The 23,072-nt window shown below is 66.3% G+C and carries 24 protein-coding genes; 11 read left to right on the forward strand and 13 right to left on the reverse strand.

Annotation, left to right across the window (positions count from 1 at the left end; genetic code table 11):
• Window positions 1-61 precede the first annotated feature (61 nt).
• The 6 genes from IEX05_RS03625 to xseA all read right to left on the reverse strand — a co-directional run bounded on the left by IEX05_RS03625 (window position 62) and on the right by xseA (window position 6,854).
• Window positions 62-2,419, reverse strand: a complete 2,358-nt coding sequence (locus tag IEX05_RS03625; RefSeq protein ID WP_188700391.1) for a PhoX family protein — start codon at window positions 2,417-2,419, stop codon at window positions 62-64.
• Window positions 2,420-2,579: 160 nt separating this feature from the next.
• Window positions 2,580-3,968 carry a class II fumarate hydratase gene (locus IEX05_RS03630; protein WP_188700029.1) on the reverse strand — a complete coding sequence of 463 codons (1,389 nt, stop codon included), beginning with the start codon at window positions 3,966-3,968 and terminating at the stop codon, window positions 2,580-2,582.
• 11 nt (window positions 3,969-3,979) lie between these two features.
• Complete coding sequence (locus IEX05_RS03635; RefSeq protein ID WP_188700030.1) at window positions 3,980-4,660, reverse strand: carbonic anhydrase; 681 nt, start codon at window positions 4,658-4,660, stop codon at window positions 3,980-3,982.
• A complete protein-coding gene (locus IEX05_RS03640; protein ID WP_188700031.1) occupies window positions 4,653-5,318 on the reverse strand; it encodes a DUF4245 family protein in 666 nt (221 codons plus the stop codon). Before IEX05_RS03640 ends, IEX05_RS03635 begins: the two co-directional genes overlap by 8 nt.
• Complete coding sequence (locus IEX05_RS03645; protein WP_188700032.1) at window positions 5,318-5,551, reverse strand: exodeoxyribonuclease VII small subunit; 234 nt, start codon at window positions 5,549-5,551, stop codon at window positions 5,318-5,320. The genes IEX05_RS03640 and IEX05_RS03645 overlap by 1 nt, the downstream gene beginning before the upstream one ends.
• A 10-nt stretch (window positions 5,552-5,561) precedes the next feature.
• On the reverse strand, window positions 5,562-6,854 hold the full coding sequence (xseA, locus tag IEX05_RS03650; RefSeq protein ID WP_188700033.1) for an exodeoxyribonuclease VII large subunit: 1,293 nt from the start codon (window positions 6,852-6,854) through the stop codon (window positions 5,562-5,564).
• Window positions 6,855-6,906: 52 nt separating this feature from the next.
• Between xseA and IEX05_RS03655 the strand changes: the two genes are divergently transcribed.
• The gene (locus IEX05_RS03655) at window positions 6,907-7,947 is read left to right on the forward strand and encodes a 4-hydroxy-3-methylbut-2-enyl diphosphate reductase (RefSeq protein WP_188700034.1); all 1,041 of its coding nucleotides are present in this window, start codon (window positions 6,907-6,909) and stop codon (window positions 7,945-7,947) included.
• Window positions 7,944-8,501: a DUF6264 family protein gene (locus tag IEX05_RS03660; RefSeq protein WP_188700035.1), complete on the forward strand. Its 558-nt coding sequence runs from the start codon at window positions 7,944-7,946 to the stop codon at window positions 8,499-8,501. The genes IEX05_RS03655 and IEX05_RS03660 overlap by 4 nt, the downstream gene beginning before the upstream one ends.
• Window positions 8,502-8,567: 66 nt before the next feature.
• Here IEX05_RS03660 and fbaA read toward each other — a convergent pair whose 3' ends face one another.
• Window positions 8,568-9,599, reverse strand: coding sequence for a class II fructose-bisphosphate aldolase (fbaA, locus tag IEX05_RS03665; protein WP_188700036.1), 1,032 nt, complete (start codon window positions 9,597-9,599; stop codon window positions 8,568-8,570).
• Window positions 9,600-9,790: 191 nt separating this feature from the next.
• Between fbaA and glpX the strand changes: the two genes are divergently transcribed.
• Window positions 9,791-10,792: a class II fructose-bisphosphatase gene (gene glpX / locus IEX05_RS03670; protein ID WP_188700037.1), complete on the forward strand. Its 1,002-nt coding sequence runs from the start codon at window positions 9,791-9,793 to the stop codon at window positions 10,790-10,792.
• Window positions 10,793-10,816: 24 nt separating this feature from the next.
• Window positions 10,817-11,017, forward strand: a complete 201-nt coding sequence (locus IEX05_RS03675) for a UDP-N-acetylmuramyl pentapeptide phosphotransferase (protein WP_188700038.1) — start codon at window positions 10,817-10,819, stop codon at window positions 11,015-11,017.
• Here the strand turns inward: IEX05_RS03675 and IEX05_RS03680 are convergent.
• Window positions 10,998-12,215, reverse strand: a complete 1,218-nt coding sequence (locus IEX05_RS03680) for a DNA recombination protein RmuC (protein WP_188700039.1) — start codon at window positions 12,213-12,215, stop codon at window positions 10,998-11,000. The two genes, IEX05_RS03675 and IEX05_RS03680, sit on opposite strands and share 20 nt — an antisense overlap.
• Before the next feature lie 62 nt (window positions 12,216-12,277).
• Here IEX05_RS03680 and ychF point away from each other — a divergent pair, with 62 nt between their 5' ends.
• Window positions 12,278-13,351 carry a redox-regulated ATPase YchF gene (ychF, locus tag IEX05_RS03685; RefSeq protein WP_188700040.1) on the forward strand — a complete coding sequence of 358 codons (1,074 nt, stop codon included), beginning with the start codon at window positions 12,278-12,280 and terminating at the stop codon, window positions 13,349-13,351.
• Between the two features lie 19 nt (window positions 13,352-13,370).
• Here the strand turns inward: ychF and IEX05_RS03690 are convergent, their stop codons facing one another.
• Both IEX05_RS03690 and IEX05_RS03695 read right to left on the reverse strand, forming a co-directional pair.
• On the reverse strand, window positions 13,371-14,150 hold the full coding sequence (locus IEX05_RS03690; protein WP_188700041.1) for an SDR family NAD(P)-dependent oxidoreductase: 780 nt from the start codon (window positions 14,148-14,150) through the stop codon (window positions 13,371-13,373).
• Window positions 14,150-14,809, reverse strand: coding sequence for an MmyB family transcriptional regulator (locus IEX05_RS03695; protein ID WP_268237858.1), 660 nt, complete (start codon window positions 14,807-14,809; stop codon window positions 14,150-14,152). The genes IEX05_RS03690 and IEX05_RS03695 overlap by 1 nt, the downstream gene beginning before the upstream one ends.
• On the opposite strand from IEX05_RS03695, the gene IEX05_RS03700 reads away from it, so the two are divergent.
• The 3 genes from IEX05_RS03700 (at window position 14,757) to IEX05_RS15410 (ending at window position 17,433) form a co-directional block, all read left to right on the forward strand.
• A complete protein-coding gene (locus IEX05_RS03700) occupies window positions 14,757-15,260 on the forward strand; it encodes an SDR family NAD(P)-dependent oxidoreductase (protein WP_229661110.1) in 504 nt (167 codons plus the stop codon). The two genes, IEX05_RS03695 and IEX05_RS03700, sit on opposite strands and share 53 nt — an antisense overlap.
• Window positions 15,261-15,385: 125 nt before the next feature.
• Window positions 15,386-16,753 carry an MATE family efflux transporter gene (locus tag IEX05_RS03705; protein WP_188700044.1) on the forward strand — a complete coding sequence of 456 codons (1,368 nt, stop codon included), beginning with the start codon at window positions 15,386-15,388 and terminating at the stop codon, window positions 16,751-16,753.
• Window positions 16,754-16,851: 98 nt separating this feature from the next.
• Window positions 16,852-17,433: a sugar O-acetyltransferase gene (locus IEX05_RS15410; protein WP_188700045.1), complete on the forward strand. Its 582-nt coding sequence runs from the start codon at window positions 16,852-16,854 to the stop codon at window positions 17,431-17,433.
• A gap of 185 nt (window positions 17,434-17,618) precedes the next feature.
• Here IEX05_RS15410 and IEX05_RS03715 read toward each other — a convergent pair whose 3' ends face one another.
• Window positions 17,619-18,218 (reverse strand): DNA alkylation repair protein, encoded by a 600-nt coding sequence (locus IEX05_RS03715; RefSeq protein WP_188700046.1) that lies wholly within the window; start codon window positions 18,216-18,218, stop codon window positions 17,619-17,621.
• 340 nt (window positions 18,219-18,558) lie between these two features.
• Window positions 18,559-19,131 carry a TetR/AcrR family transcriptional regulator gene (locus IEX05_RS03720; protein ID WP_188700047.1) on the reverse strand — a complete coding sequence of 191 codons (573 nt, stop codon included), beginning with the start codon at window positions 19,129-19,131 and terminating at the stop codon, window positions 18,559-18,561.
• Window positions 19,132-19,203: 72 nt separating this feature from the next.
• On the opposite strand from IEX05_RS03720, the gene IEX05_RS03725 reads away from it, so the two are divergent.
• The 3 genes from IEX05_RS03725 to IEX05_RS03735 all read left to right on the forward strand — a co-directional run bounded on the left by IEX05_RS03725 (window position 19,204) and on the right by IEX05_RS03735 (window position 22,240).
• Entirely contained in the window at window positions 19,204-19,779 is a 576-nt protein-coding gene (locus tag IEX05_RS03725; RefSeq protein WP_188700048.1) for a dihydrofolate reductase family protein, read from the forward strand.
• A gap of 74 nt (window positions 19,780-19,853) precedes the next feature.
• Entirely contained in the window at window positions 19,854-20,609 is a 756-nt protein-coding gene (locus IEX05_RS03730; RefSeq protein WP_188700049.1) for an ABC transporter ATP-binding protein, read from the forward strand.
• Window positions 20,606-22,240 (forward strand): hypothetical protein, encoded by a 1,635-nt coding sequence (locus tag IEX05_RS03735; protein WP_188700050.1) that lies wholly within the window; start codon window positions 20,606-20,608, stop codon window positions 22,238-22,240. Before IEX05_RS03730 ends, IEX05_RS03735 begins: the two co-directional genes overlap by 4 nt.
• Window positions 22,241-22,414: 174 nt before the next feature.
• On the opposite strand, the gene IEX05_RS03740 is transcribed toward IEX05_RS03735, so the two are convergent.
• Window positions 22,415-23,014, reverse strand: a complete 600-nt coding sequence (locus IEX05_RS03740) for a DNA alkylation repair protein (RefSeq protein WP_188700051.1) — start codon at window positions 23,012-23,014, stop codon at window positions 22,415-22,417.
• Window positions 23,015-23,072 lie beyond the last annotated feature (58 nt).

Raw genomic sequence — 23,072 nt, forward strand, 5'->3', positions numbered from 1 at the left:
CGGACGCCGGTGGGACGGAGCGAGGATGGCCCTCGCTCCGCCCCACCGGCGTTCACGGGTGTTACGCGTCGTCGACGACGCCGTTGTCGCGCTTGCGTCGCGTGAGGGCCGCGAAGCCCGCCGCCGCGAGCACTCCCGCGCCGGCGATCACGCTGCCGATCACACTGCCACCGGTCGGTTCAAGCGGAGGTGCCGATTCCGTCGGGGTGGGCACGGGGCCGGCCGTCGGCGTCGCGCTCGGCGTCGGGGTTGCGCTGGGCGTGGCCGTCGGCGTGGCACTCGGGGACGGTGTCATCGTGGGGCTCGACGTCGGCGTCGCGGTGGCGGTGGGCGTCGGCGTCGCGGTCGGGCTCGGCTCGGCCGCCGCGAGCGGGAACACCTGGATCACCGAGGGGCGCGGGGCGTGCACGCCGCCGCCGAGGGGCGCGGGCTTCATCGCATCGGGGAACAGCGAGTTCGGCGCCTCGAAGGTCCCCTCCTCGCCGGGGTGCTGCACCGAGACGAACACGTGGCGTTCGTCGTCGTGGATCACGGGACCGCAGGTCTCCGCGTCGCGCGGCACGGAGAGGAACTGCTCGACCTTTCCACGCTCCGGGCCGTCGAGAGTGACGCGGAACAGTCCGTCGTTGTATCCGATCGTCGAGGGCTGACCGTCCGTCGAGATCCACAGGTTCCCCTGCGAGTCGAACGCGAGGTTGTCGGGGCAGGAGATCGGCGAGACCTGGTCCGCCGGGAATCCCGAGAAGTAGCTCGTGCCGTTCTGGGCCGGGTCACCGGCGACGAGGAGGAGGGTCCAGGTGAAGGTCGTCGCGGTCTGGGAGCCGCCGTCCTCCGTGATCTCGATGACGTGGCCGTCGCGGTTCTCGGTGCGCGGATTGACTTCGTCGGCCGGTGCCTTGCCGTCGGGTCCCCGGTCGGTGTTGTTCGTGCAGGCTACGTAGACGCGGCCCGTGAGGGGGTTCGGTTCGACGTCCTCCGGACGGTCCATCTTGGTGGCTCCCACCCGGTCGGCGGCGAGGCGCGTGTACACCAGCACCTCCGCGGTCGACATTCCGTCGATGACCGATTCGCCGTTCTGCGTGAGCGGGATCCATCGGCCGGTGCCGCCGAAGCCGCCGTCCGCGGGCAGGGCGCCGGATCCGTCGATCTCGGCGGCCGGGGAGTCACCGGAGAACTGCGCGACGTAGAGGTCGCCGTTCTCGAGGAGCGTGAGGTTGTGCGCGCGGTCGCCGTCGATCGCTCGGTCGCGCGAGACGAACTTGTACAGGTAGTCGAAGCGCTCGTCGTCGCCCATGTAGGCGACGGCGTGGCCGTCCGCGGCGAGGATCACGTTGGCGCCCTCGTGCTTGAACCGACCCATCGCGGTGTGCTTCCGCGGCGTCGAATTCGGATCCATGGGGTCGACCTCGACGATCCACCCAAAGTGGTTCGGCTCGTTCGCGTGCTCGGTGCTGCGGGCATCGAAGCGCGGGTCGAGCGCTTCCCAGCCGCGAACGGTCTCCTCGTCGGCGAGGCCGTAGCGGAGGTCCGTCTCCGAGGTGCCCGGCGTGCGGAAGTAGCCGTTGAAGTTCTCCTCACCGGAGAGGATCGTGCCCCAGGGCGTCGTGCCGCCCGCGCAGTTGCCGAAGGTGCCGCGGGCCGTCAGGCCGTCCGCCGATGTCGCGGTGCGCAGCAGTTCCGATCCGGCGGCCGGACCGGTGAACGCGTAGGGCGTGTCGTCGAGGAAGCGTCGGTTGAGGGGAGCGCCCACGATCGGCGTCCAGGGGGAGGTCTCGTCGGCGCGGGTGAGCTCGACGACGCTCAGGCCGTGGGCCTTGAGACCGACGCCGCGCACGCGCTCGGGGTCGCCTGCGAGCTGCTCGGCGGGGAACATGATGTTCTCGTTCGTGTATTCGTGGTTCACGAACAGGATCGCCGTCGTTGCCGAGGTGCGGATGATGTCGGTGTAGTCGACGTTGTACCCGAATTGGCGCGCCTGTGCCTCCGCCGTCTGATTCAGCAGGTCGAAGGCCGGGCTGTCGGCGAAGAGCGGGTCGCCCCAGCGCAGGATCGGGGTCCAGTCGAAGCCCTCGGGAACCGTGAACTCGTCGACCATGTGCGGCACCGGGGCGATCGGGGTGAAGCCGAAGGCGCCCGTTTCACCGACGGCCGCGAGCTGGGCGCCGGCGGCGTGCGCGCGCTCGCCGCCGAGGAGCGTCGGGCCGAGAACGATCGCGGCGGCTCCCGCCAGGCCCATTCCGAGAACGGAGCGGCGCGAGATCTGAGCGTCGACGATGTCTCGGAAGTAGGAGTTGGAGCTCGTGTTGCACACGCCCTTCGCGCAGGCGTCTCCGCACTTGAGGTGGCACGTGACCGCGCTGCGCTTGCCGCGGACATGTCCCGCCATCGGCAGGAGCGTGCGTCCGATGTTCACCGCCATGATCTGAAACCCTTCGACGTCGTATGCCGTCTCGAGCACGACGGCGTTTCCCATCCAAGGACACCGGGCGCGGGTGTCGGTCTCGTAGCGCGCAGGTGAACATCCGGGTAAAGCAGGGCGGGCGGGAGGACCGTGTCCTCCCGCCCGCCCTGCGGTTCGCTCAGCCCGCGTGCGTCATCGACAGCAGGTCGAGCTTCTCATCGAGCTGCTCCTCGGTGAGCTCGCCGCGCTCGACGTAGCCGAGATCGATGACGGCCTCGCGCACCGTGATTCCCTTGGCGACGGAGTGCTTCGCGATCTTCGCCGCGGCCTCATATCCGATGAGCTTGTTCAGCGGCGTCACGATGGAAGGGCTCATGCCGGCGAGGGCCGTGACGCGCTCGACGTTTGCCTGGAGGCCGTCGACGGTCTTGTCGGCGAGCACGCGCGAGGCGTTGGCCAGAAGCCGGATCGACTCGAGCAGGGCGGTGCCCATGACGGGGATCGCGACGTTGAGCTCGAAGGATCCCGAGGCGCCCGCCCAGGCGACGGTCGCGTCGTTGCCGATGACGCGTGCGCACACCATGAGCGTCGCCTCCGGGATGACCGGGTTGACCTTTCCGGGCATGATCGACGAGCCGGGCTGCAGGTCGGGGATGTGGATCTCGCCGAGACCCGTGTTGGGGCCCGAACCCATCCAGCGCAGGTCGTTGTTGATCTTCGTCAGCGACACCGCGATGGTGCGCAGCGCGCCCGAGGCCTCGACGAGGCCGTCGCGGTTGGCCTGGGCCTCGAAGTGATCGACGGCCTCGGTCAGGGGCAGGCCGGTCTCGGCGACGAGGTTCGCGATGACCTTCTGCGGGAAGCCCTTGGGGGTGTTGATGCCGGTTCCGACGGCCGTGCCGCCCTGCGGAACCTCGGCGACGCGGGGGAGCGCGGCTTCGACGCGTTCGATGCCCAGCCGCATCTGCCGCGCGTATCCGCCGAACTCCTGGCCGAGGGTCACGGGGGTCGCATCCATGAGGTGGGTGCGGCCCGACTTGACGACGCTCTTCCACTCGTCGGCCTTGCGCTCGAACGACTTCGCGAGGTGGTCGAGGGCGGGCACGAGGTCGGTGATCAGAGCCTCGGTCACGGCCACGTGCACCGAGGTCGGGAACACGTCGTTCGACGACTGCGAGGCGTTGACGTGGTCGTTGGGGTGCACCTCGCGCCCGAGCTTCTCGGTCGCGAGCGTCGACAGCACCTCGTTCATGTTCATGTTCGAGCTCGTGCCGGAACCCGTCTGATAGGTGTCGACGGGGAACTGGGCGTCGTACTCGCCGGTCACCACCTGGTCGGCGGCCCACGCGATCGCGTCGGCGATCTCGCCGTCGAGCGTGCCGAGGTCCTTGTTCGCGAGGGCCGCGGCCTTCTTGATGCGGGCGAGCGCGGCGATGTGACGCGACTCGAGGCCCTTGCCGGAGATGGGGAAGTTCTCGACGGCGCGCTGCGTCTGGGCGCGGTAGAGCGCGTCGACGGGGACGCGCACCTCGCCCATCGTGTCGTGTTCGATGCGGTATTCGGTCACTTCATCGCTCCTTACGCGAGGGTGGTGGTTGCGGAGTCGGTCGCGGCGGTGTCCGCGATCCCCAGCATCACGTCGGGCACCGCGGTGCCTTCGGCGAGGCGGTAGTTCGCGCCGACGATGCCCAGGCGGCCGCTCTCGACGCCGGCCTTGATCATGTCCGACGAGTGCATGAGGGCCTGGATCGTGTCGCGCAGGTGCTCCTGCCCGACGCGCCACGCGTCGAGCGGCTCGCCCTCGCGTCCCGCCTCGATCTGCTCCCGACGCACGCGTCGGGCGGCGGGAACGATCGGCGAGACCTGGCGCCAGATCGCGGGAGCGATCACGGGCGCATCGGGTTCGAGGCTCTGCACGGCGGCGGCGACGGCGCCGCAGGAGTCGTGGCCGAGCACGACGATGAGCGGCACGTCGAGGATGTCGACCGCGTACTCGATCGTGCCCATGATCGACTCACCCGTGACCTGTCCGGCGTTGCGCACGACGAAGAGGTCACCGAGGCCGAGATCGAAGATGATCTCGGCGGCGAGGCGCGAGTCGCTGCAGCCGAAGAGAACGGCGAGCGGCTTCTGGCCCTCGGCGAGGTCCTCGCGGCGGGCGACGTCCTGGTGCGGGTGCGCGGGGGTGCCGGCGACGAAGCGCTCGTTGCCCTCCTTCATGCGCTGCCAGGCCTGGGTGGGGGTGAGACGGTCACTCATGTGTGGCCCCTTCCTGCTGCAATGCAGCGATTTCGTCGGCGACACGCTCGGCGAGCTGCGCCGTGATCTCTGCGGACGCCGACCCGTAGAGCAACACGTAGTCGCTTCCCGCCTGCACGCCGAGGGCGTAGGCGATATTGCTCGTCGACGAGGGGTCGGACACCACGTACTCCGTGAAATCGATCCCGCCGGCCGTTACCGTGCCGCTCGCCTCGGTTCCGCGCAACTGCTGCGTGGCCCATACCTCGTCGGCGTCGAAGGCCTGCGCGAAGCGCACGTACGCGTGGCCGGCGTCGGGGATCGAGTTGAAGTTGACGGTCCATACCGAGGGGGCGCCGGGCTCGATCTCCGCGATGTTGGTGGTCCAGCCGTCCGGTGCGTCGGGCGTGATGACGGTGCGCTCGAACTGATTCGAGACCTGGGACGCGATCTCGTCGACGTTCGGCTGCGGCGCGTTGTCGATCTCGCCGCGCGGCACGATGAAGTAGACGACCGCAACGATCGCGAGGCTCACGAGGAGCGCGACGATCAGGTTCTTGAAGCTCTGACTCTGTCGGTAGTTCTTCGAGTTCTCGGCCTTGCGCGCTGCCATTTCCTCCGGCGTCTCGGGGCGGCCGAGGTGCGCCGCGATGCGCGGTTCTGCGGGGCGGCGTGCCATCAGGACTCGTCCTCCGCGGCGGCATCGGCGGCGGCGCGGGCGGCATCGAGGCGACGCTTCGCTCCGAGGAGCCATTCCTCGCAGCGTGCGGCGAGCGCCTCGCCGCGCTCCCACAGCGCGAGCGATTGTTCGAGGGACGCCGCCCCCTGCTCGAGTTCGGAAACGACACGGACGAGTTCGTCGCGGGCTTGCTCGAACGAGAGCTCCTGGACATCGGGGAGGGAAGCAGTCATCGTTCCTATCCTACTTTCGCGAAGGAGTGACAGCCGACGGCGTCGGACCGTGCGAGGTCGCCGCGATGGCTCCCTCGTCGAGGGTGAGGGTGAGTGCGGCGCCGTCGGGCGCCGACGCGGAGTTGCGCAGGATGGATCCGTCGTCGAGCTGCGCGATCGCGTAGCCGCGGGCCAGGGTGGACGCGGGCGAGAGCGCGCGGAGGGATGCGCGGAGCTCTCCCGTGCGGCGCTCGGCGCGCTCGAGGTTGCGCGCCATGAGTTCGCGGCCCCGCGACAGCGAGAGGAAGAGATCCTGCTGCCGCTGCCGGATCATCGAATCCGGGTCTCGAAGCGACGGGCGGGATCGGATTTGCTCGAGCTGCTGGATCCCGTGCGAGATCTGTTGCTGCAGGCGCATGGTGAGACGAGAGCGCAGCTGCTCGATCAGCGCGCGCTGTTCGCCGACGTCGGGGACGACGCGCTTCGCCGCATCCGTGGGTGTCGAGGCACGAAGATCGGCGACGTCGTCGAGCAGCGGCCGGTCGTTCTCGTGTCCGATCGCGCTGACGACGGGTGTTGAGGCGGCCGAGACGGCGCGCACCAGCTTCTCGTCGCTGAAGCCCAGCAGCGTCTGCGGGTCTCCGCCGCCGCGGGCGATGATGATGACGTCGACGTCGGGGTCGGCGTCGAGCTGCTCGAGCGCGGCGATGATCTCGGGGACGCTTCGATCGCCCTGCACCGTCGCGTGGATCGTTCGAAACTCGACCTGAGGCCAGCGGAGCTGTGCGTTGCGGAGGACGTCCTTCTCGGCGTCGGAGTTCGCGCCCGTGATGAGGCCGATGCGGGACGGCAGGAAGGGCAAGGCCTTCTTGCGCGAGGGATCGAACACCCCCTCCTTCTGGAGCTGGCGGCGCAGCCGTTCGAGGCGTTCGAGCTGGGCGCCGAGCCCCACGTGCTTCATCGCCGATACCTGGAAGGAGAACGAACCGCGCTTGACGAAGTAGTCGGCCTTGAGGCACGCGATGACGTGGTCGCCCACGTGGAAGTCGTCGGTGAACTGTGCGACGACGTTCGACCAGATCTGCAGGCTGATCTGTGCGTCGGAGGTGAGGTCTTTCATGCCGCCGAAGACGTTGCGGCCGCGCACGTTCCACTGCGTAATCTCGCCCTCGACCCACACCGAGCCCCAGCGATCGATCGATGCCTTGATCGTCTGGTTGAGGCGCGCGACCGACGTGGGCTGATCGGGCCCCGAATCGCGCGGGGACACCTGATCGCTGCTCGGCGCCTCGCCCGGGCCGTGAGTGGGCTGGAAAGTGGTCACGCATCTAGGCTATTGCGGGCATCTGACAATCGAAGCCACGTACGCTGGAGTCATGAGTCAGACCGCCGTAGCCCTTCCCATTCCTCGCGTCCCGTCCCGGCGCGAGCGGCTGCAGGACCGCCCCGTTGACGGCACCAAGCGGATCCTCCTCGCGGCCCCCCGTGGGTACTGTGCGGGCGTGGACCGCGCCGTCATCACGGTCGAGAAGGCGCTGCAGCGCTACGGTGCGCCGGTGTACGTGCGCAAGCAGATCGTGCACAACATTCACGTTGTGCGTGAGCTCGAACAGCAGGGCGCGATCTTCGTCGAGGAGGTCGACGAGGTGCCGGAGGGCGCTCACGTCGTGTTCAGTGCGCACGGCGTCTCGCCGATGGTCGTCGATTCGGCCGCGCAGCGCGGCCTGCAGGCGATCGATGCGACGTGCCCGCTCGTGACGAAGGTGCACCGCGAGGCGAAGCGGTTCGCGCGCGACGACTTCCACATTCTCCTCGTCGGGCATGAGGGTCACGAAGAGGTCGAGGGTACGGCGGGCGAGGCGCCCGACAACGTGACGATCGTGAACAACCCGGAGGAAGCCGACACGATCGAGGTCGAGGATCCGTCGAAGCTCGTTTGGCTGTCGCAGACGACGCTTTCGGTCGACGAGACGATGGAGACCGTCAACCGCCTCCGCGCGCGGTTCCCGGAACTGCAGGATCCGCCGTCGGACGACATCTGCTACGCGACCCAGAACCGTCAGGTCGCGATCAAGAAGGTCGCGGAGGGCGCGGACCTCGTCATCGTCGTCGGTTCGGCGAACTCGTCGAACAGCGTCCGACTCGTGGAGGTCGCGCTTCAGTACGGTGCCAAGGCGGCGTACCGCATCGACTATCCGGACGAGGTGCGCCAGGAGTGGCTCGAGGGCGTCAGGACGATCGGCATCACGAGCGGCGCGAGCGTTCCCGACGTGCTCGTGCAGGAGCTGATGCGCGAGCTCGCGCACGCGGGCTACGGCGAGGTGGAAGAGGTCCGCACGGCCGAGGAGGACCTGATCTTCTCGTTGCCGAAGGAGCTACGCGACGGTCCGCGCGGCGGACGCCGGAGCCAGGCATGAGCGACGAGCGGCCCCGCCCCCAGTTCGGCGCCTATGCCAGTTCCGACGAGCAGCTTGCGCGCAGCGGCCAGGCACCGCAGAGGCACGTATCGGATCCCGCCCTCGTGCCGCGCGACATGCCACCCGAGGACCCGGCAACTCCGCGCCGACCGGGTCAGCGCGAGCCCGTGGGGCAGGGAACCCTGATCGACCGTGTCGTGACGATCGCGATGATGGCGTTCGGCCTCTACTCGATCATCGGTGGGATCCGCGTCTACACGGATCCGTACGCGCTCGCCGCGGCGATCGGAATGGACGGCCTCGAGCTCAGCGACGCCGGCGCCCTCCGTACCGCGGGCGTCGTCGCGATCGTCGTGATGCTGCTCGGTTGGGCTGGCACGGTGTGGCTGTTGTGGCGCCGACACACGCGCCGAAAGTCGATGTGGTGGATCGCCCTGATCGCCGGCGTCGTCTTCACGTTCGTCGGCGCGCTGATCGTCGCGGTCGCGTTCGCCATGGATCCGGCCGTGCTCGAGCGATTCGCCTCGATGCAGGGGATCGAGCTTCCGGAGTAGCTTTTCGCTCCGACGGCGATGGCCCCCGGATCCGTGAGGATCCGGGGGCCATCGCCGTCGGGCGCCTTAGGCGCTGATCGACTTGCCGAAGGAGCCGAGCTGCTTCGTCGATTCGACGACGCGGGCGGCCATCGCCGTCTCGGCGACCTTGCCCCAGGCGCGGGGGTCGTACTGCTTCTTGTTTCCGACCTCGCCGTCGATCTTCAGCACGCCCTCGTAGTTGGCGAGCATGTAGCCGGCCACCGAGCGGGTGAAGGCGTACTGGGTGTCGGTGTCGATGTTCATCTTGATGACGCCGTTCGCGACGGCGGTCGCGATCTCCTCGTCGGACGAACCCGAACCGCCGTGGAAGACGAGATCGAGCGGCTTCGGGCCCGTACCGAACTTCTCGGCGATGCCCGCCTGGATCTCGCCCAGCAGCTCGGGGCGGAGCTTGACGCCGCCCGGCTTGTACACGCCGTGCACGTTTCCGAAGGTGAGTGCCGAGATGTACTTGCCGTTCTCGCCGAGGCCGAGGGCCTCGACGGCCTTCGTCACGTCGCCGACGGTCGTGTAGAGCGCGTCGTTCGAACCCTCGTGCGCGACGCCGTCCTCCTCGCCGCCGACCACGCCGACCTCGATCTCGAGGATGGCGCCGATGTTGTGCGTGCGGGGGAGGAGCTCCTTGGCGATCTCGATGTTCTCGTCGAGCGGGACGGCGGATCCATCCCACATGTGCGAGTTGAAGATCGGGGCGCCGCCGGCCTTCACCTGCTCCTCGCTCGCGGCGAGGATCGGCAGGAGGAAGTCGTCGAGCGCGTTCTTGGGGCAGTGGTCGGTGTGGATCGCGACCGTCACGCCGTAGCTGTCGGCGACGGTGCGCACGTACTGCGCCATCGCGATCGCGCCGGTTGCGCGCGCCTTGACGGTGTGGCCGGCGAAGTAGTCGGCGCCACCCGTCGTGACCTGAATGATGCCGTCCGAGCCCGCCTCGGCGAGGCCCTGCAGGACGGCATTGATGGTCTGCGAGCTCGACACGTTAAACGCGGGGAAGGCGTAGCCGCCATCCTTCGCGCGGGTGAGCATCTCGGCGTACTGTTCCGGGGTTGCGACCGGCATGGTGCGTCTCCTTACGGATAGCGGTGTTGGGGTTCCAGCCTATTCTCTGCGTGCCGTTGGGGGAATTCGAGGGCGAGCGCGTCGTGCTGAAACGTCTCATTTCTCGAAAATCTTAAAAAGCGGGATTCCTTCACTCGGCACGGGGGAGAAATGGGCGTTTCTTGCGAAGGATTCTGGCTACTGTCGAAGTCATGACGGCTGATCACGAGATCCACGACACCGACGACCTAATCCCCCTGACGCCCGACCGCAACATTGCGCTCGAACTCGTTCGCGCGACGGAAGCCGCCTCGATCCGGTCCGTGCCGTTCATCGGGCGCGGTCAGAAGGAGCTCGCCGACGGCGCCGCCGTCGACGCCATGCGCGCATTCCTCACCACGGTGGAGTTCGACGGTCGGATCGTGATCGGTGAGGGCGAGAAGGACAACGCGCCGATGCTGTTCAACGGCGAGCACGTGGGCACGGGTCGGGGCCGTTCGTATGACATTGCCGTTGACCCGATCGACGGCACGACGCTGACGGCCGAGGGGCGCAACAACGCCCTGAGCGTGATCGCGATGTCCGACCGGGGGACGATGCTCGACGCGTCGAGCGTGTTCTACATGGACAAGCTCGTGACCGGCCCGGCGGGCGTGGGCGTCGTCGACATCCGACTGCCCGTTCAGGAGAACATTCGTCTGCTCGCGAAGGCGCTGGGCAAGCCGGTGGAAGAGATGGTGGTGTCGGTCCTGAACCGTCCGCGTCACCAGCAGCTCATCGCCGACATTCGTTCGACGGGTGCCGGAACGCGCCTCATGAGCGACGGCGACGTCGCGGGCGGCATCAACGCCGCGCGTCACGACGCACGCACCGACATGTGTGTCGGCGTCGGTGGAAGCCCGGAGGGCATCGTGACGACGTGTGCGATCAAGGCTCTCGGCGGTCACATTCAGGGCCGGATGTGGCCGCGCGACGACGACGAGCGCCAGCGGGGCATCGACGCGGGGCTGCCCATGGATGACGTGCTCGAGGCCGAGGATCTGGTCAAGGGCAATAACACGATCTTCGTCGCCACGGGCGTGACCGACGGCGCGCTCGTCGCGGGCGTCAAGCGTCAGGGCGGGTATCTGTACACCGAGAGCGTCGTGCTGCGCGGGCACTCGGGAACTCTGCGCCGAATTTCGAGCGATCACCTCGAGTCGAAGTGGCTGTGACGCTTCGCGTGAGATAATCGGGGCATGACGCAAGCCTCGGAGAAGTCTGCTTCGGATGGAGCGCGCGCGGTCGTAGCCGATGCGCAGGATCCGGCACGCCGTCCCGACGTGCTCTTTCGCGTGCGGCGCCCGGCCGGTACCGAGCCGAGCGTGTGGTGGTCGATCGGCGGTTTCGTCGTCGTCGCGGCCGGCATCCTGTTGTCGCTCAACTGGCTTCCGGGCTGAGTTCGGCACTCAGCAGTTCCGGCGCGGACACGCGTCGCACGGGGGTGTCGATCGTCTTCGGAGCTCGCGTGCTTTCGAGCTTCGATGCGTCGATGCCGGGGAACTTGCGCGCCGTGACGAGGACGCGCGATTCGAGCGAACCCACGAGACCGTTGTAAGAGTCGATGGTTCGCTCGATCGCGCGGCGCATGTCATCGGCCTTGCCGGCGAGTGCGCCGAGGCGTTCGTACAGCTGGTTCCCCAGGTCGAATAGCGTCTTCGCCTCGGACGACACCTCCTGCTGAGACCACGAGTACGCCACGGTTTTCAGCACGGCCCACAGGTTGACGGGCGAGGCGAGCGCCACCCGCTTGGCGAAGGCATACTCGAGCAGCCCAGGATCCTCCGCGAGTGCCGCCGACAGCACCGACTCGCTGGGGATGAAGCACACGACGAATTCCGGACTCGCATCGAGGCCCGCCCAGTAGGCCTTCTTCGCGAGGGCGTCGATGTGCGCGCGCACCGCCTTGACGTGCCTCTGCATGAGTTCGGCGCGCCGCGCCGCGTCATCGCCGGTCGCCGTCGTGGGGATCGCCTCGGCATCCAGAAACGCCGCGAGGGGCGCCTTCGCGTCGACCGCGATCGACGTGCCGCCCGGAAGATGCACGAGCATGTCCGGCCTGCCCGACCCCGCGTCGGACGAGATCGATGATTGCTCATCGAAGTCGACCCGGGCGATGAGGCCCGCGGACTCGACAATGCGTCGCAGCTGCGTCTCCCCCCACACTCCTCGCGTCGTGTTGGAGCGCAGGGCCCCCGCGAGTTGCTCGGTCGTCGCGCGCAACTGCTGGTCGAGGGCGTGTGCGGCGCGGAGCTGCTCCGAGACCTGCCCGAACTGCTCGGTCCGTTCGCGCTGCATCTCGTCGACGCGTTGTTGCATGCGCTGCAGCGACTCGCGGACGGGGGAGAGGGCCTGCATCACCGCGCTATCGCGCTGGGCGCGGAGCGTTTGTTCCTGGCGCTCTGCTCGGTCGCGTTCGGCGGCCTCTCGCGCGCGCTGCTCGGACCGCTCGAGCGCCTCGCGAAGCGCGGCGGCCTCCGCGGTCGCTCGTGCCGCCTCCGCCTCGGATCCGGTGGTGCGCGCTGCGCGCGCGAACCACCCGATCGCCGCGCCGGCGGCCACCCCGATCAGCACCATGAGGATCCAGAAAAACTCCATGGATCCACTTTCTTCCGAACCACTGACAAACGAAGCAGGTCGCCCGGATAGAATCGACTCCCGTGGCTCTGACTATCGGCATCGTAGGACTTCCCAACGTGGGCAAGTCGACCCTGTTCAACGCTCTCACCGAGAACGACGTTCTCGCGGCGAACTACCCGTTCGCAACGATCGAGCCGAACGTCGGGGTCGTCGAGCTTCCGGATCCGCGTCTGGACCGTCTCGCGGAGATCTTCGGATCGCAGAAGATTCTTCCCGCGCCCGTGTCGTTCGTCGACATCGCCGGAATCGTGCGCGGCGCGAGCGAGGGTGAGGGCCTCGGCAACCAGTTCCTCGCGAACATCCGCGAGGCAGACGCGATCGCCCAGGTCGTGCGAGGGTTCACCGACAGCGACGTCACCCACGTCGACGGCAAGGTTGACCCGCACAGCGACATGGAGACGATCAACACCGAGCTGATCCTCGCCGACATGCAGACCCTCGAGAAGGCGGTTCCGCGTCTCGAGAAGGAAGTCAAGGGCAAGAAGGCCGACCCGGCCGTGCTGGAGGCCGCGAAGGAAGCGCTGTCGATCCTCGAGACCGGCAAGACCCTGTTCCAGGCCGGCTTCGACACGACCCCGATTCGGGAGCTCGGCCTGCTCACGGCCAAGCCGACCCTCTTCGTGTTCAACGTCGACGAGGGCGTGCTCACCGACGAGGCGCGCATGAACGAGCTGCGCGAGCTCGTCGCCCCCGCCAAGGCCGTCTTCCTCGACGCGAAGGTCGAGTCGGAGCTCGTCGGCATGGACAAGGACGAGGCGCTCGAGCTGCTTCAGGCGCTCGGGCAGCAGGAATCCGGCCTCGACCAGCTCGCCCGCGTGGGCTTCGAGACGCTCGGCCTGCAGACCTACCTGACGGCGGGCCCGAAGGAGGCGCGCGCCTGGACGATCCGCAAGGGCGCGACCGCACCACAGGCCGCGGGCGTGATCCACACCGACTTCGAGCGCGGCTTCATCAAGGCCGAGATCGTGTCATTCGCCGACCTCGACGAGCACGGCAGCATGGCCGAGGCCAAGGCCGCGGGTCGCGTGCGCATGGAGGGCAAGGACTACGTCATGGCCGATGGGGACGTGGTGGAATTTAGATTTTCGGTCTAACGTCTAGCACGCGTGGGAATCATGCAGGTTCGTTGGGATTCGAATCGCGTGCGAAGCGTCTGGCTTTGACCTGCTCCGGGGAGAGCTTGTTGCGAAACGCTGACCAGCGCGTGCGGCGATCTCCGCCAATAACGTGGTCTCGACCCTCGAAAAGAGCGTCGACGCCCAGCTTCGCGACGAGTTCGGGGTCGTTCTTCCATGAGTTGTCGCCGAACTTCGTCTTCTGCATGCCAGCACGGTCGTGGAACTCAGTGGCCGTCGCTCCGGGGAGGAGCGCGGTGACGGAGACGTCGTGCTCGCGCATTTCTTCGCGTAGGCCTTGAGCGAAGCTGTACATGAACGCTCGCGTGGGTCCGTAGATGGATTCGTAGGGTGTGGGTGTGGTCGCGGACATCGAGGTGGTGATGAGGATGCGGCCCGAGCGCCGCCCGGCCATCGCGCGGGCGATATGCTTGGCGAGGATGACCTGCGAGGTGACGTTGAGCGCGAGCAGGCGCAGCTCGTCTTCGAGGTCGGTGTCGATGAATGCTCCGCCTAGGCTTGCGCCGGCGTTGAGAACAGCGACGTCGAGGGAACGATTCATCTGTTCGAATTGCCGCCACAGACCGTCAACCTGATTGCGATCGGTGAGATCCGCACGCAGCGGCATAACCGACACACCCGGCAGTCGTTTCGGAAGCTCGAGGATTCGCTCGCTGGCACCAACTCCAACGATGTCGTATTCGCGGGCAGCGAGCTGTTCCGCGATGCGAAAGCCGATGCCGGAGGAAGCTCCGGTGATGAGCGCAGTCTGCGTCATTATGCGGTCCTGTCTGTGGAGGTATCTGAGACGCTCCGCGACCGGGTTGATTCTTCGGCATTGTCTCGTGCGACGCCCCTGGACTTCTCGGTGGCGCGCCAAGCCCCGAGCAGTCGGAGCGCTTCGGACGAGGCCGCGTCTGCCGCGGAGTAGACGAACAGGGTCTGGGTCGCGACGTCGGGGACGGTGAATGCCTCCCAGTTGATCGTGAGGCGACCGGCGACGGGGTGCGCGAATCGCTTTGTTCCTGATGTGCGGCCCTGCGGGTTCGGTCGCGCCCACCACGCGGCAAACTCCTGGCTGGCGGTAGCCAGCTCTCCCACGAGGGCTGCGATCGAGGGGTCCTTCGGGTGGGCGCTGGCTTCCAGTTGCAGCACGCCGACCATCTCAGAGGCGACAGTCTCCCAGTCAACATAGAGATCACGAACGCCTGGTCCAGTGAGGATCCAGCGCAGCAGATTGCGGTCATCGGCGTCACGCGCGGGAAAGTCCTCCAGCAATGCCCATGCGAGTTCGTTGCCCGCCAGCACCTCCATGCGCGACCCGAGCAAGAACGATGGCTGGTTCTCGAAGCCGTCGATCATGCGACGGATCCCTGGGCGGACGATGGCTGTGTTCTCCTCGGTGCTGCCCGGTATGCGTGAGCGCCGGTCCGGCACGATCCTCAACGTGTCTTCCGTGGGCGGTGTCCGTTCCTTCCCCGCGGTCGGCTGGTACAACGCTTCCAAGTTCGCTGTCGAAGGCCTCTCGGAAGCCCTCGATCTCGAGGCTGAGCCGTTGGGAATTCGAGTGGTGCTCGTCGAGCCGAGCGGCTTCGCCACCGACTGGGCAGGCAACTCGGCCGCAGAGGTCACACCTGAGAAGGAGATCGCCGACTACGCTCCGACCGCTGGAGCGAACCGCCAGTCGTTCCGCGACAACGTGGGCAAGGAGCCCGGCGACCCTCTGCTTGCCGCGCAAGCGATCGTCGACGTCGCACACGAGATCGCCCCACCGAAGCGTCTGCCGCTGGGCAACTTCGCCTATGACGGCATCCTCGAGAAGTTCGACGCTGTCCGTGCCGACATCGCCGCCCGCGAGAGCGTCAGCCGCGGCGCGGATCGCGCTTGAGCATTCGACGACGGCACGAGCGACCTTGACGGCCGCATAACCGATGCCGTGCGACGGGACGGCGGAGCTCATGCTTCGTCGTCCCGTTCCGTGCGCCCCCGACAGCAGAAAGTGCTCTTTATCAAATGCCTAGAGTCCTCACCGAAGGAACTCCGTGGAAGGTCATCGTCACCTTCGCCCTTCCACTCCTCATCGGTAATGTCGTCCAGCAGCTGTATCAGTTCGCTGACGCCGTCGTGGTCGGCCGACAACTTGGCGTGACGAGCCTGGCCTCTGTCGGCGCGACCACTAGCCTGATCTTCTTGTTGATCGGGTTTGCGTGGGGGCTCACCAGCGGCTTCGCTATCCCCACAGCGCAAGCGTTCGGTGCCGGAGATGCCCGAGGAGTGCGTCGATCTGTCACGTCCGGTGCATGGTTGACGGCCGGCACCAGCGCCGTGCTGACCGGGGCTGGGGTGCTCCTCGCTGAGCCGGCGCTGCACGCGCTACGGACCCCGCCTGAGCTGATTGAACAGTCCGCCGAATTTGCGCGGATGAGCTTCTTGGGAATCACGGCGCTGATGTTCTTCAACTTCCTCGCCGCAATCATCCGGGCGATCGGAGACTCCCGCACACCGCTCGTCTTCCTGATCATCTCGTGCGGGCTCAACGTTGCGCTCGTCATTGTCTTCGTGGGGCCATTCGGGTGGGGTGTGACCGGAGCGGCACTGGCGACGGTTACGGCACAAGCAACCTCGGTCGGGCTGTGCCTGGTGCATATCCGCAGGCGAATCCCCGTACTGGTACCTCAGCGAGAGGACTGGAAGGTCACACGGTCCGAACTCGCCCACCATCTGCGCCTCGGCCTGCCATTCGGCTTCCAGACCTCCATCATCGCGATCGGGTCGCTCGCCGTCCAGATCCGGTTGAACGAACTCGGCCCCGACGCCGTCGCCGCGTACACGACAGCGGCACGCGTCGACGGGCTTGCCGTTGCACTGTTGCAATCGATCGGTCTGTCCGTGTCGATGTTCGTCGCCCAAAACCTCGGCGCACGTCGATCCGACCGCATCCTCCAGGGTGTCAATCACGGGCTCGTGGTCGCGACAATCGCCTCGGTGATCATCGGGGTCACGATCATCATGAGCGGCGGGTGGCTCGTGCAGATGTTCGTCGGTGACTCGGCTCCCGAAGTCGTGACGCTCGCCAGTCAGCTGTTGCAGGTCTACGCTTCCCTCTACACGATTCTCGGCGTGCTCTTCGTTGTCAGAGGGGCGCTCCAGGGGCTGGGGAAGACCAGCATCCCCTTCTTCTCAGGAATAGCAGAACTCGTGATGCGGGTCCTCACCGCAATCGTGCTCGGCGGCGCTTTCGGATTCGCAGGCGTCATCTGGGGAACACCGTTGGCATGGACCGGCGCAGTACTCATCCTCGTACCTGCATACCTCAAAGCTCGAAAATCTCTGATGCTCCGAGCCACATCGGAAACCCCACTCGTCCCGCTGAAGGCCTGACGGGTGGGGCGGGTGCACAAAAGCTCCGCCAGTTCGAGCACTCTCGCGCGACCGATCACGGGTATTGAGCACAGAATGAATGAGGAAAGGATAAAGAAATGACGACTGAGATCGAGAAGTACCACGCCGGGGAGCCGTTCCGCTTCCTGGATCCGGAGATCGCGGCGATGAAGGAAAACGCCTTGAGGCTGTGCCGACGCTTCAACGAGATCGAGTCCTCTGACCTGGTGGCACAGCAAGGGGTGATCAGCGAACTCTTCGGAAGCATGGGCCAGAACGTGTACATGCAGCCCCCATTCAATTGCGACGTGGGAAGCAACATCCACGTAGGAGAAGAATTCCTGACCAACTACAACGTCATGATTCTTGACGTCGGACCAGTCAAAATCGGCGACAACTGCATGATCGGCCCCAACACCGTCATCTCCACGGTCAACCACCCATTGGATCCCGCCGAACGCCGAAAGAAGCTCTCCATCGTCTCACCCGTCACAATCGGGGACGACGTATGGATCGGAGCCAACTGCACGATCCTCCCCGGCGTAACGATCGGCAACAACGTCGTCGTCGCCGCTGGCGCGGTAGTGACCAAGGACGTCCCGAGTGACTGCATCGTCGCAGGCGTTCCCGCACGCGTAATTAGACAGCAGGAGATTGAGTCTGACGAAGAGTCTCTGTAGACAGATGGCTTCAAGAAGTACGATTTGCGCCGCGTGCGCCAGTAATCTCCACTGCATCAAGGCATGGACGTGCTGCGCGGCATCGCGTATTGGGTTGCTCTCAGCTGGTTGGGCGGTTCGCTCACTCAGAGGTTAGTTTGTGCCGGAACTCGGTGGAGTTCCGCTTCAACGTTTAGTTGCCCGGTTCATTGATCGCGCCGTGCTGCATGCTTGCGGTAGATCTTGACGGCGGCGGCGACGCGAGGGTGCGGGTCGTCAGCAAGCAGGTCTGCAATGACAAGTCCACGCGCGACGTCGCCATCTGTCCCTTTCTTGATGAACCATAATGGTGCGGTGATCGCAGACCGTCGTCGAAGTGGGTCGTCGGATCGTGCAAGGTCTTCGAGGACCCTAAACTCGATCACGTCGCTTAGGATCGGCCACCCGATTACCCGGGGTGCTGCTCGATCAACCATGTCCCATGTCGTGATGGCGTCGTGGTGGTCGAGATAGATTGCAGCGAGGTCCTCACGCTCCTCGGTGGAAAGACGCCGACGGGCGCGAAAATCGAGGATGCAGAATGCGGCAAGGCGCGGCTCATACGCAGGATGGATGAAAAGTCTTTCGAGTTCTGCTGAGGGGATGTCGGTGGCAAGCTTCGCTGTCGCGAACAAGGTGCCCATCCGGACACCGATGACCGATTCATTAGTTGCGACTCGGGTTCGAATCCGCTCGGTCTCACGTGGGTCCGACGCGTTCTGTAGTGCCGTGACGAGCTCGTCAGCAGTACTCAGACGCCTTCCCATGGCAGGATTTTAGCAAGGGCTTCAGGGCTGCGTCTTTAGCCCAGCGCGAGCAGCGGGGCAGCGTTAGATCCTTCATGGCGATCCTAGGTGGCGTTGCACATTCGACAGATACTTCGACCGGTCGGAGCGATGGGCACGCCCGCCCGTCCCGCCCGCTAACGTTGTTCCGTGCCGGAACGTGGTGGAGTTCCGCTTCAACGTGTGATAACCGAACGGATCCACGCGTCTGCGATTCTGGAGGATCCGGCTCCCTTTCCGATGCTGCGTGAGCTCTCGGACGGATCCCCGATGCTACCCGCGATAGGGGCAATGAGGATATCCCCGTGCAGCAGGCACGTGCTCATTCGTCGGGCAGCAGTCCGGAGACGAGGGCGTCGATGACGTCATCGCTCGAGAGATCCGGGGCGATCGGGGTGGTGAGCAGATCGAAGAGCAGGCCGTCGATCGCGTAGTGGAAGAGCGCGATCTCGGTGCGTCCGCCGGGCAGTCCCATCGACTGGTTGAAGGTGATGTCCGCTTCGAAGTTCGTGCGAAGCCACGGCGTGAGGATGGCGGAGAGGTCGGGCCGTCGTGCGGAATCGAGTCGCAGTTCGAAGAGGGCGCGAGCGACGTCGGGCTCGGCGGTAAGGCGTCGCACGATGTCGCGCATGTAGTCGGCGAACAGGGCGCGCCCGCGCGGTTGTTCGGCGCGCCTGGCAAGATCCTCCGGCGTGGGGGCGAGGCGACTCCCGATTCGCTCGAACAGGCCCGCGAGGAGAGCCTCCCTGCTCCGGAAGTAGTTCGTGGTGGTCCCGGTGGGGACGCCCGCTTCCTGGTCGATGGCGCGGTGGGTCAAACCGCGGGATCCTTCACGGGCAAGCACGGCGATGCCCGCGTCCGCGAGCGCACTTCTGCGCCCCTCGTTTCTGGCCATGAGAAAAGGCTAGCGCAACCACTACAGGTGATGTAGTCTCTCAACCACTACAAATGCAGTGATTGGAGAGCGATGCGAGAACTGACCTACTACGTCGCCGTCAGCCTGGACGGATACATCGCCGGCCCTAATGGTGAGTTCGACACCTTCCTCGCCACAGGCGATCACATGGGGCCGATTTGGTCTCGATACCGCGGCACCGCTCCCACGCAACTGGCCGAGGCAGCAGGGCTCTCGGTCGCCGATGGGCCGTTCGACACGGTGCTCATGGGGCGAAACACCTATGCCGTTGGTCTCCCGCACCTGCCTGACCCGTACCAGCATCTTCGACAGTTGGTCTTCACGAGCACGCCGGCGCATCGGCCGGAGGGAAGCGACGCCGTCGAGTTCACCTCGGCTGACCCAGTAGCGACGGTTCGTGCTCTCAAGCGAGAAGAGGGGCGGGGAATCTGGTTGTGCGGCGGCGGTGCACTCGCGGGCACGCTCATCGACGAGATCGATCGGCTGGCACTGAAAATCAACCCGGTCGTGCTGGGAGGCGGCATCTCCCTGTTCGGGCCTGCCGAGTACTCTCCGACGGCATGGAAGCCAACCGGCACGCAGGCGTTCGAATCGGGCGTGATTCTCGCCGAGTATGCGCGAGTGTGAGTGCAATAGCCGAGGGAGGGCCGCACTCGTTGGGGAAGCTCCTGTCGCCCCGGCATCAGCCAAGGAGAGAAGGTATGAGTATGACGCCCTCGCCAGCAGTGCAATTGTCCGGTCTGAGTAAGCACTTTGGCGATCGCGTCGCCGTAGACACCATCGACCTGTGCGTGCCGGCGGGCATGTTCTTCGGACTTGTCGGGCCGAACGGTGCGGGGAAGTCGACGCTTTTGGCGATGATCGCTGGGCTCCTTGCCCCTGACACGGGGTGCGTGGAGATCGCAGGATTCGATACTCGGCAGCGTCGCGAGCAGGCATTGGAGGTCATGGGGATCATGCTGGATGGCTTCTCGTTACCCGAGCGACTGACCGGGAGTGAGCTCCTCGAGTACACCGCCCGGTTGCGCGGAGTCGGCGGCGCGTCGCGCGAGCGCGCTAGGGACCTGCTCGAGATCCTTGAGCTCGACAGGGCGCGGTCGACGCTGATCGTCGATTACTCGACGGGCATGCGCAAGAAGATTGGGCTGGCGGTTGCGATGATGCACCGGCCTCGCGTACTGGTGCTCGATGAGCCGTTCGAGGCCATCGATCCGGCGTCTGCCTGGGCAATAGAAACGCTGCTCGGCCAGTACGTCGACGGCGGAGGGACGGTGTTGCTGTCCAGCCACATCATGGACGTGATCGAGCGCACTTGCGAGCGGGTCGCCGTGATGAACGACGGTCGTATCCTCGCAGAGGGCACGATCGACGAGGTGTCTGCCGGAGGTACGCTCGCGGAGACGTTCATGCGTCTCATCGGCGTTCCTCCACAACGCGACATCGCGTGGTTGCGATGAGGCACCGCATCGACTTCATGTCGTTGCGCTGGCGGGTCATCCGCCGCGGCCCGAACGACGAGCGGATCTTCGGCCTGATCGCGGGACTCATCGCGGCAGCTGGCGTCATCGCCGTGGCAGCTCTCGTCCGCGCGGGAGACCTCGATCCAGGCTGGCTTGCGGTCGCCCTCTCAGCGTTCGGAATGACGTGGCTACTCGGGCCGGTCCTGCTGCCGGGACTTGCTCCAATCCTGGATCCGCAGTGGTTCCGCACGCTCCCGCGAGCGCCGAGGTGCATCGCCAGGGAGATGTCGGCCAGCGAGGCGATGAGCGTGGGAACCGTGATCACGACAGCTGCGCTGCTCAGCCTCGTCGTGGTCGCCGCGCCAGACGGGCCCGCGGCTATTACGCTCGCGTTCCTGGCGGTGGGAGCACAGCTGTTCCTCCTGCTGTGGCTGGGGCGATGCACGTCCGCATTGGTTGCTCGTCTGCTCCGCTCGGCCTGGGGCATTCGGATAGCGGTCGTCCAGATGTCCGCGCTGTTGGCGCTCTCGTTCGCCGGGTGGGTTCCGCTGTTCGCGCTCGTCCTGCCTCAGCTTGGTGACGGAGATGTCACGATGCAGACCCCCTCGACCACTGCCGTGGTGCCGGAACCGGTCGTGACGACCCTGCTCACCCTTCCTACGGGCTGGGGTCTCGCCGCGGTGAACGCGGCAATGTCAGGGGAGACACCGTCAGCGATTGCCGCTCCGCTTGTCGGCGCCGTGGCCTGTGCGCTGCTGCTGCGGAGAGCCTGGATCGAACTCACGGCACACACGTTGCGCCAGCCGCCCCAGACGGCGCGCTCGGGGATCGCCGTGCGTGAGCGACGTCGCGTTTGTGTTGTATGGCCGACTAACGAAATCGGGGCCGTCATTGCGCGCGAGGTCAAGACCTGGTTCCGTGACCCGCATCGCCGCCTAGGCCTCGGGCATGCGTGGCTCACACCCGTCCTCATGGTGGTCCTGGTGGCTCCCGGCGCCTGGGTGTGGGCGCTCCCGTTCGTCGGCGTCGTGGCGGCGGCGATCGCGGCAATGGCCGCCGTGAACACGTATGCCCTCGACGGCACGGCGCTATGGCAGGTCCTCACGACACCCCGCGCCGTGCGCGCCGACGTGATCGGGCGACAGATCGCGTGGATGCTGCTGTTCGGCGCACCCGTCATCGCCGGCACGGTCGTCCTCAGTCTCGCCAGCAGGTCCCAGTTCAGCGCCCTCGCGCTGGGCATGACCCTCGCGGCAACCGGTGGCGGGTGCGCCGCCGCACCTCTGCTCAGCGCACTGATGCCGGCCATTGGAGCAGACGCCCGAAACCGCGTCGCGACTTCAGACAACGCCGGAAATCCGGCCGGAGCGCAGTGGACGATCTTCACTGCGGTTGCCATCGCAGCCGTCGTTCCGCTCATTCCCGCCGGCATCACAGCCACTACGCCATCCTCGCTCTCGCATTTGGCGTTCGGTGCGATCGTCGGATTGCTCATGCTCGTGCTCCTGCTGCCCGTGACCTGTGCATATATCGAACGAAGGGGCCCAGCGCTGGTCTCGGCGATGCGTTCCGGGGCCCTTGCACGTCAGAGCCCGGGTCGGCGCCGTGCGCCCGCAGGGCCGCGGTGACCCATCCAGCTGGGACGTGTCTTCGCTGAAGAGCGGGGTCTGCTGTCGTGCGGGCGTGGAGGCAGCTGCGACGAGCTCCGCTCTGATCCCGGTCCATCGTGAGGCGATCGAGTCGACCTGCGCCGCGATGGTCGGGAGCGCGCTGGAGTTCCGGCTCGGCGCGTCGTGGCGGGATCATTGACCGCGTCGCGCGGCGTGCTTGCGATAGATCTTGACCGCGGAGGCGACTCGAGGATGGTCGTCGCCAGCAAGCAGGTCCGCGATGACAAGGCCACGCGCGACGTCGGCATCCGAACCTTTCTTGATGAACCATAGCGGTGCCGTAATGGCAGAGCGTCGTCGAAGAGGGTCGTCGGATCGCGCGCGTCCTTCGAGGACCGCGAAATCGATCAGTTCGATGAGGATAGGCCATCCGATTACTCGGGGTGCAGCTCGATCGACCATGTCCCATGTCGTGATGGCGTCGTGGTGGTCAAGATAGGTCGTGGCGAGTTCCTCACGCTCCTTGTCGGAGAGTCTCCGACGCGCGCGGAAATCGAGGATGCAGAAGGCGGCGAGGCGCGGCTCATAGGCCGGATGGGCGAAAAGCTCCTCGAGCTCCGCTGGCGGAATGTCGGCGGCAAGCTTCGCTATCTCGAACAGGGTCCCCATCCGCACGCCGATGACTGGCTCATCGGCTGCGACCCGGGCTCGGATCAGCTCGGTCTCACGTGGATCAGCCGCGTTCTGCAATGCGGCGACCAGTTCGCCTGCAGTTTTCAGGAGCCCGCTCATGGCCGGATCCTAGCAAGGGCGCCGCGGATGCCCTGACCCCGCCGATCGTTATGATCGG

This window comes from Microbacterium nanhaiense (assembly GCF_014646015.1).
GTDB classification, from domain to species: Bacteria; Actinomycetota; Actinomycetes; order Actinomycetales; family Microbacteriaceae; genus Microbacterium; species Microbacterium nanhaiense.

What these genes read in the sequence shown, in the direction of transcription:
- IEX05_RS03725 (WP_188700048.1), top strand. Translation starts at nt 19,204, where the DNA reads ATGCGAGAACTGACCTACTACGTCGCCGTCAGCCTGGACGGATACATC.
- IEX05_RS03700 (WP_229661110.1), top strand. Translation starts at nt 14,757, where the DNA reads ATGGCTGTGTTCTCCTCGGTGCTGCCCGGTATGCGTGAGCGCCGGTCC.
- IEX05_RS03640 (WP_188700031.1), bottom strand. Translation starts at nt 5,318, where the DNA reads ATGGCACGCCGCCCCGCAGAACCGCGCATCGCGGCGCACCTCGGCCGC.
- IEX05_RS03635 (WP_188700030.1), bottom strand. Translation starts at nt 4,660, where the DNA reads ATGAGTGACCGTCTCACCCCCACCCAGGCCTGGCAGCGCATGAAGGAG.
- IEX05_RS03655 (WP_188700034.1), top strand. Translation starts at nt 6,907, where the DNA reads ATGAGTCAGACCGCCGTAGCCCTTCCCATTCCTCGCGTCCCGTCCCGG.
- IEX05_RS03690 (WP_188700041.1), bottom strand. Translation starts at nt 14,150, where the DNA reads ATGACGCAGACTGCGCTCATCACCGGAGCTTCCTCCGGCATCGGCTTT.
- IEX05_RS03730 (WP_188700049.1), top strand. Translation starts at nt 19,854, where the DNA reads ATGAGTATGACGCCCTCGCCAGCAGTGCAATTGTCCGGTCTGAGTAAG.
- IEX05_RS03715 (WP_188700046.1), bottom strand. Translation starts at nt 18,218, where the DNA reads ATGGGAAGGCGTCTGAGTACTGCTGACGAGCTCGTCACGGCACTACAG.
- IEX05_RS03740 (WP_188700051.1), bottom strand. Translation starts at nt 23,014, where the DNA reads ATGAGCGGGCTCCTGAAAACTGCAGGCGAACTGGTCGCCGCATTGCAG.
- IEX05_RS03660 (WP_188700035.1), top strand. Translation starts at nt 7,944, where the DNA reads ATGAGCGACGAGCGGCCCCGCCCCCAGTTCGGCGCCTATGCCAGTTCC.
- IEX05_RS03645 (WP_188700032.1), bottom strand. Translation starts at nt 5,551, where the DNA reads ATGACTGCTTCCCTCCCCGATGTCCAGGAGCTCTCGTTCGAGCAAGCC.
- glpX (WP_188700037.1), top strand. Translation starts at nt 9,791, where the DNA reads ATGACGGCTGATCACGAGATCCACGACACCGACGACCTAATCCCCCTG.
- fbaA (WP_188700036.1), bottom strand. Translation starts at nt 9,599, where the DNA reads ATGCCGGTCGCAACCCCGGAACAGTACGCCGAGATGCTCACCCGCGCG.
- IEX05_RS03705 (WP_188700044.1), top strand. Translation starts at nt 15,386, where the DNA reads ATGCCTAGAGTCCTCACCGAAGGAACTCCGTGGAAGGTCATCGTCACC.
- IEX05_RS03625 (WP_188700391.1), bottom strand. Translation starts at nt 2,419, where the DNA reads ATGGCGGTGAACATCGGACGCACGCTCCTGCCGATGGCGGGACATGTC.
- IEX05_RS03675 (WP_188700038.1), top strand. Translation starts at nt 10,817, where the DNA reads ATGACGCAAGCCTCGGAGAAGTCTGCTTCGGATGGAGCGCGCGCGGTC.
- IEX05_RS03680 (WP_188700039.1), bottom strand. Translation starts at nt 12,215, where the DNA reads ATGGAGTTTTTCTGGATCCTCATGGTGCTGATCGGGGTGGCCGCCGGC.
- IEX05_RS15410 (WP_188700045.1), top strand. Translation starts at nt 16,852, where the DNA reads ATGACGACTGAGATCGAGAAGTACCACGCCGGGGAGCCGTTCCGCTTC.
- IEX05_RS03735 (WP_188700050.1), top strand. Translation starts at nt 20,606, where the DNA reads ATGAGGCACCGCATCGACTTCATGTCGTTGCGCTGGCGGGTCATCCGC.
- IEX05_RS03720 (WP_188700047.1), bottom strand. Translation starts at nt 19,131, where the DNA reads ATGGCCAGAAACGAGGGGCGCAGAAGTGCGCTCGCGGACGCGGGCATC.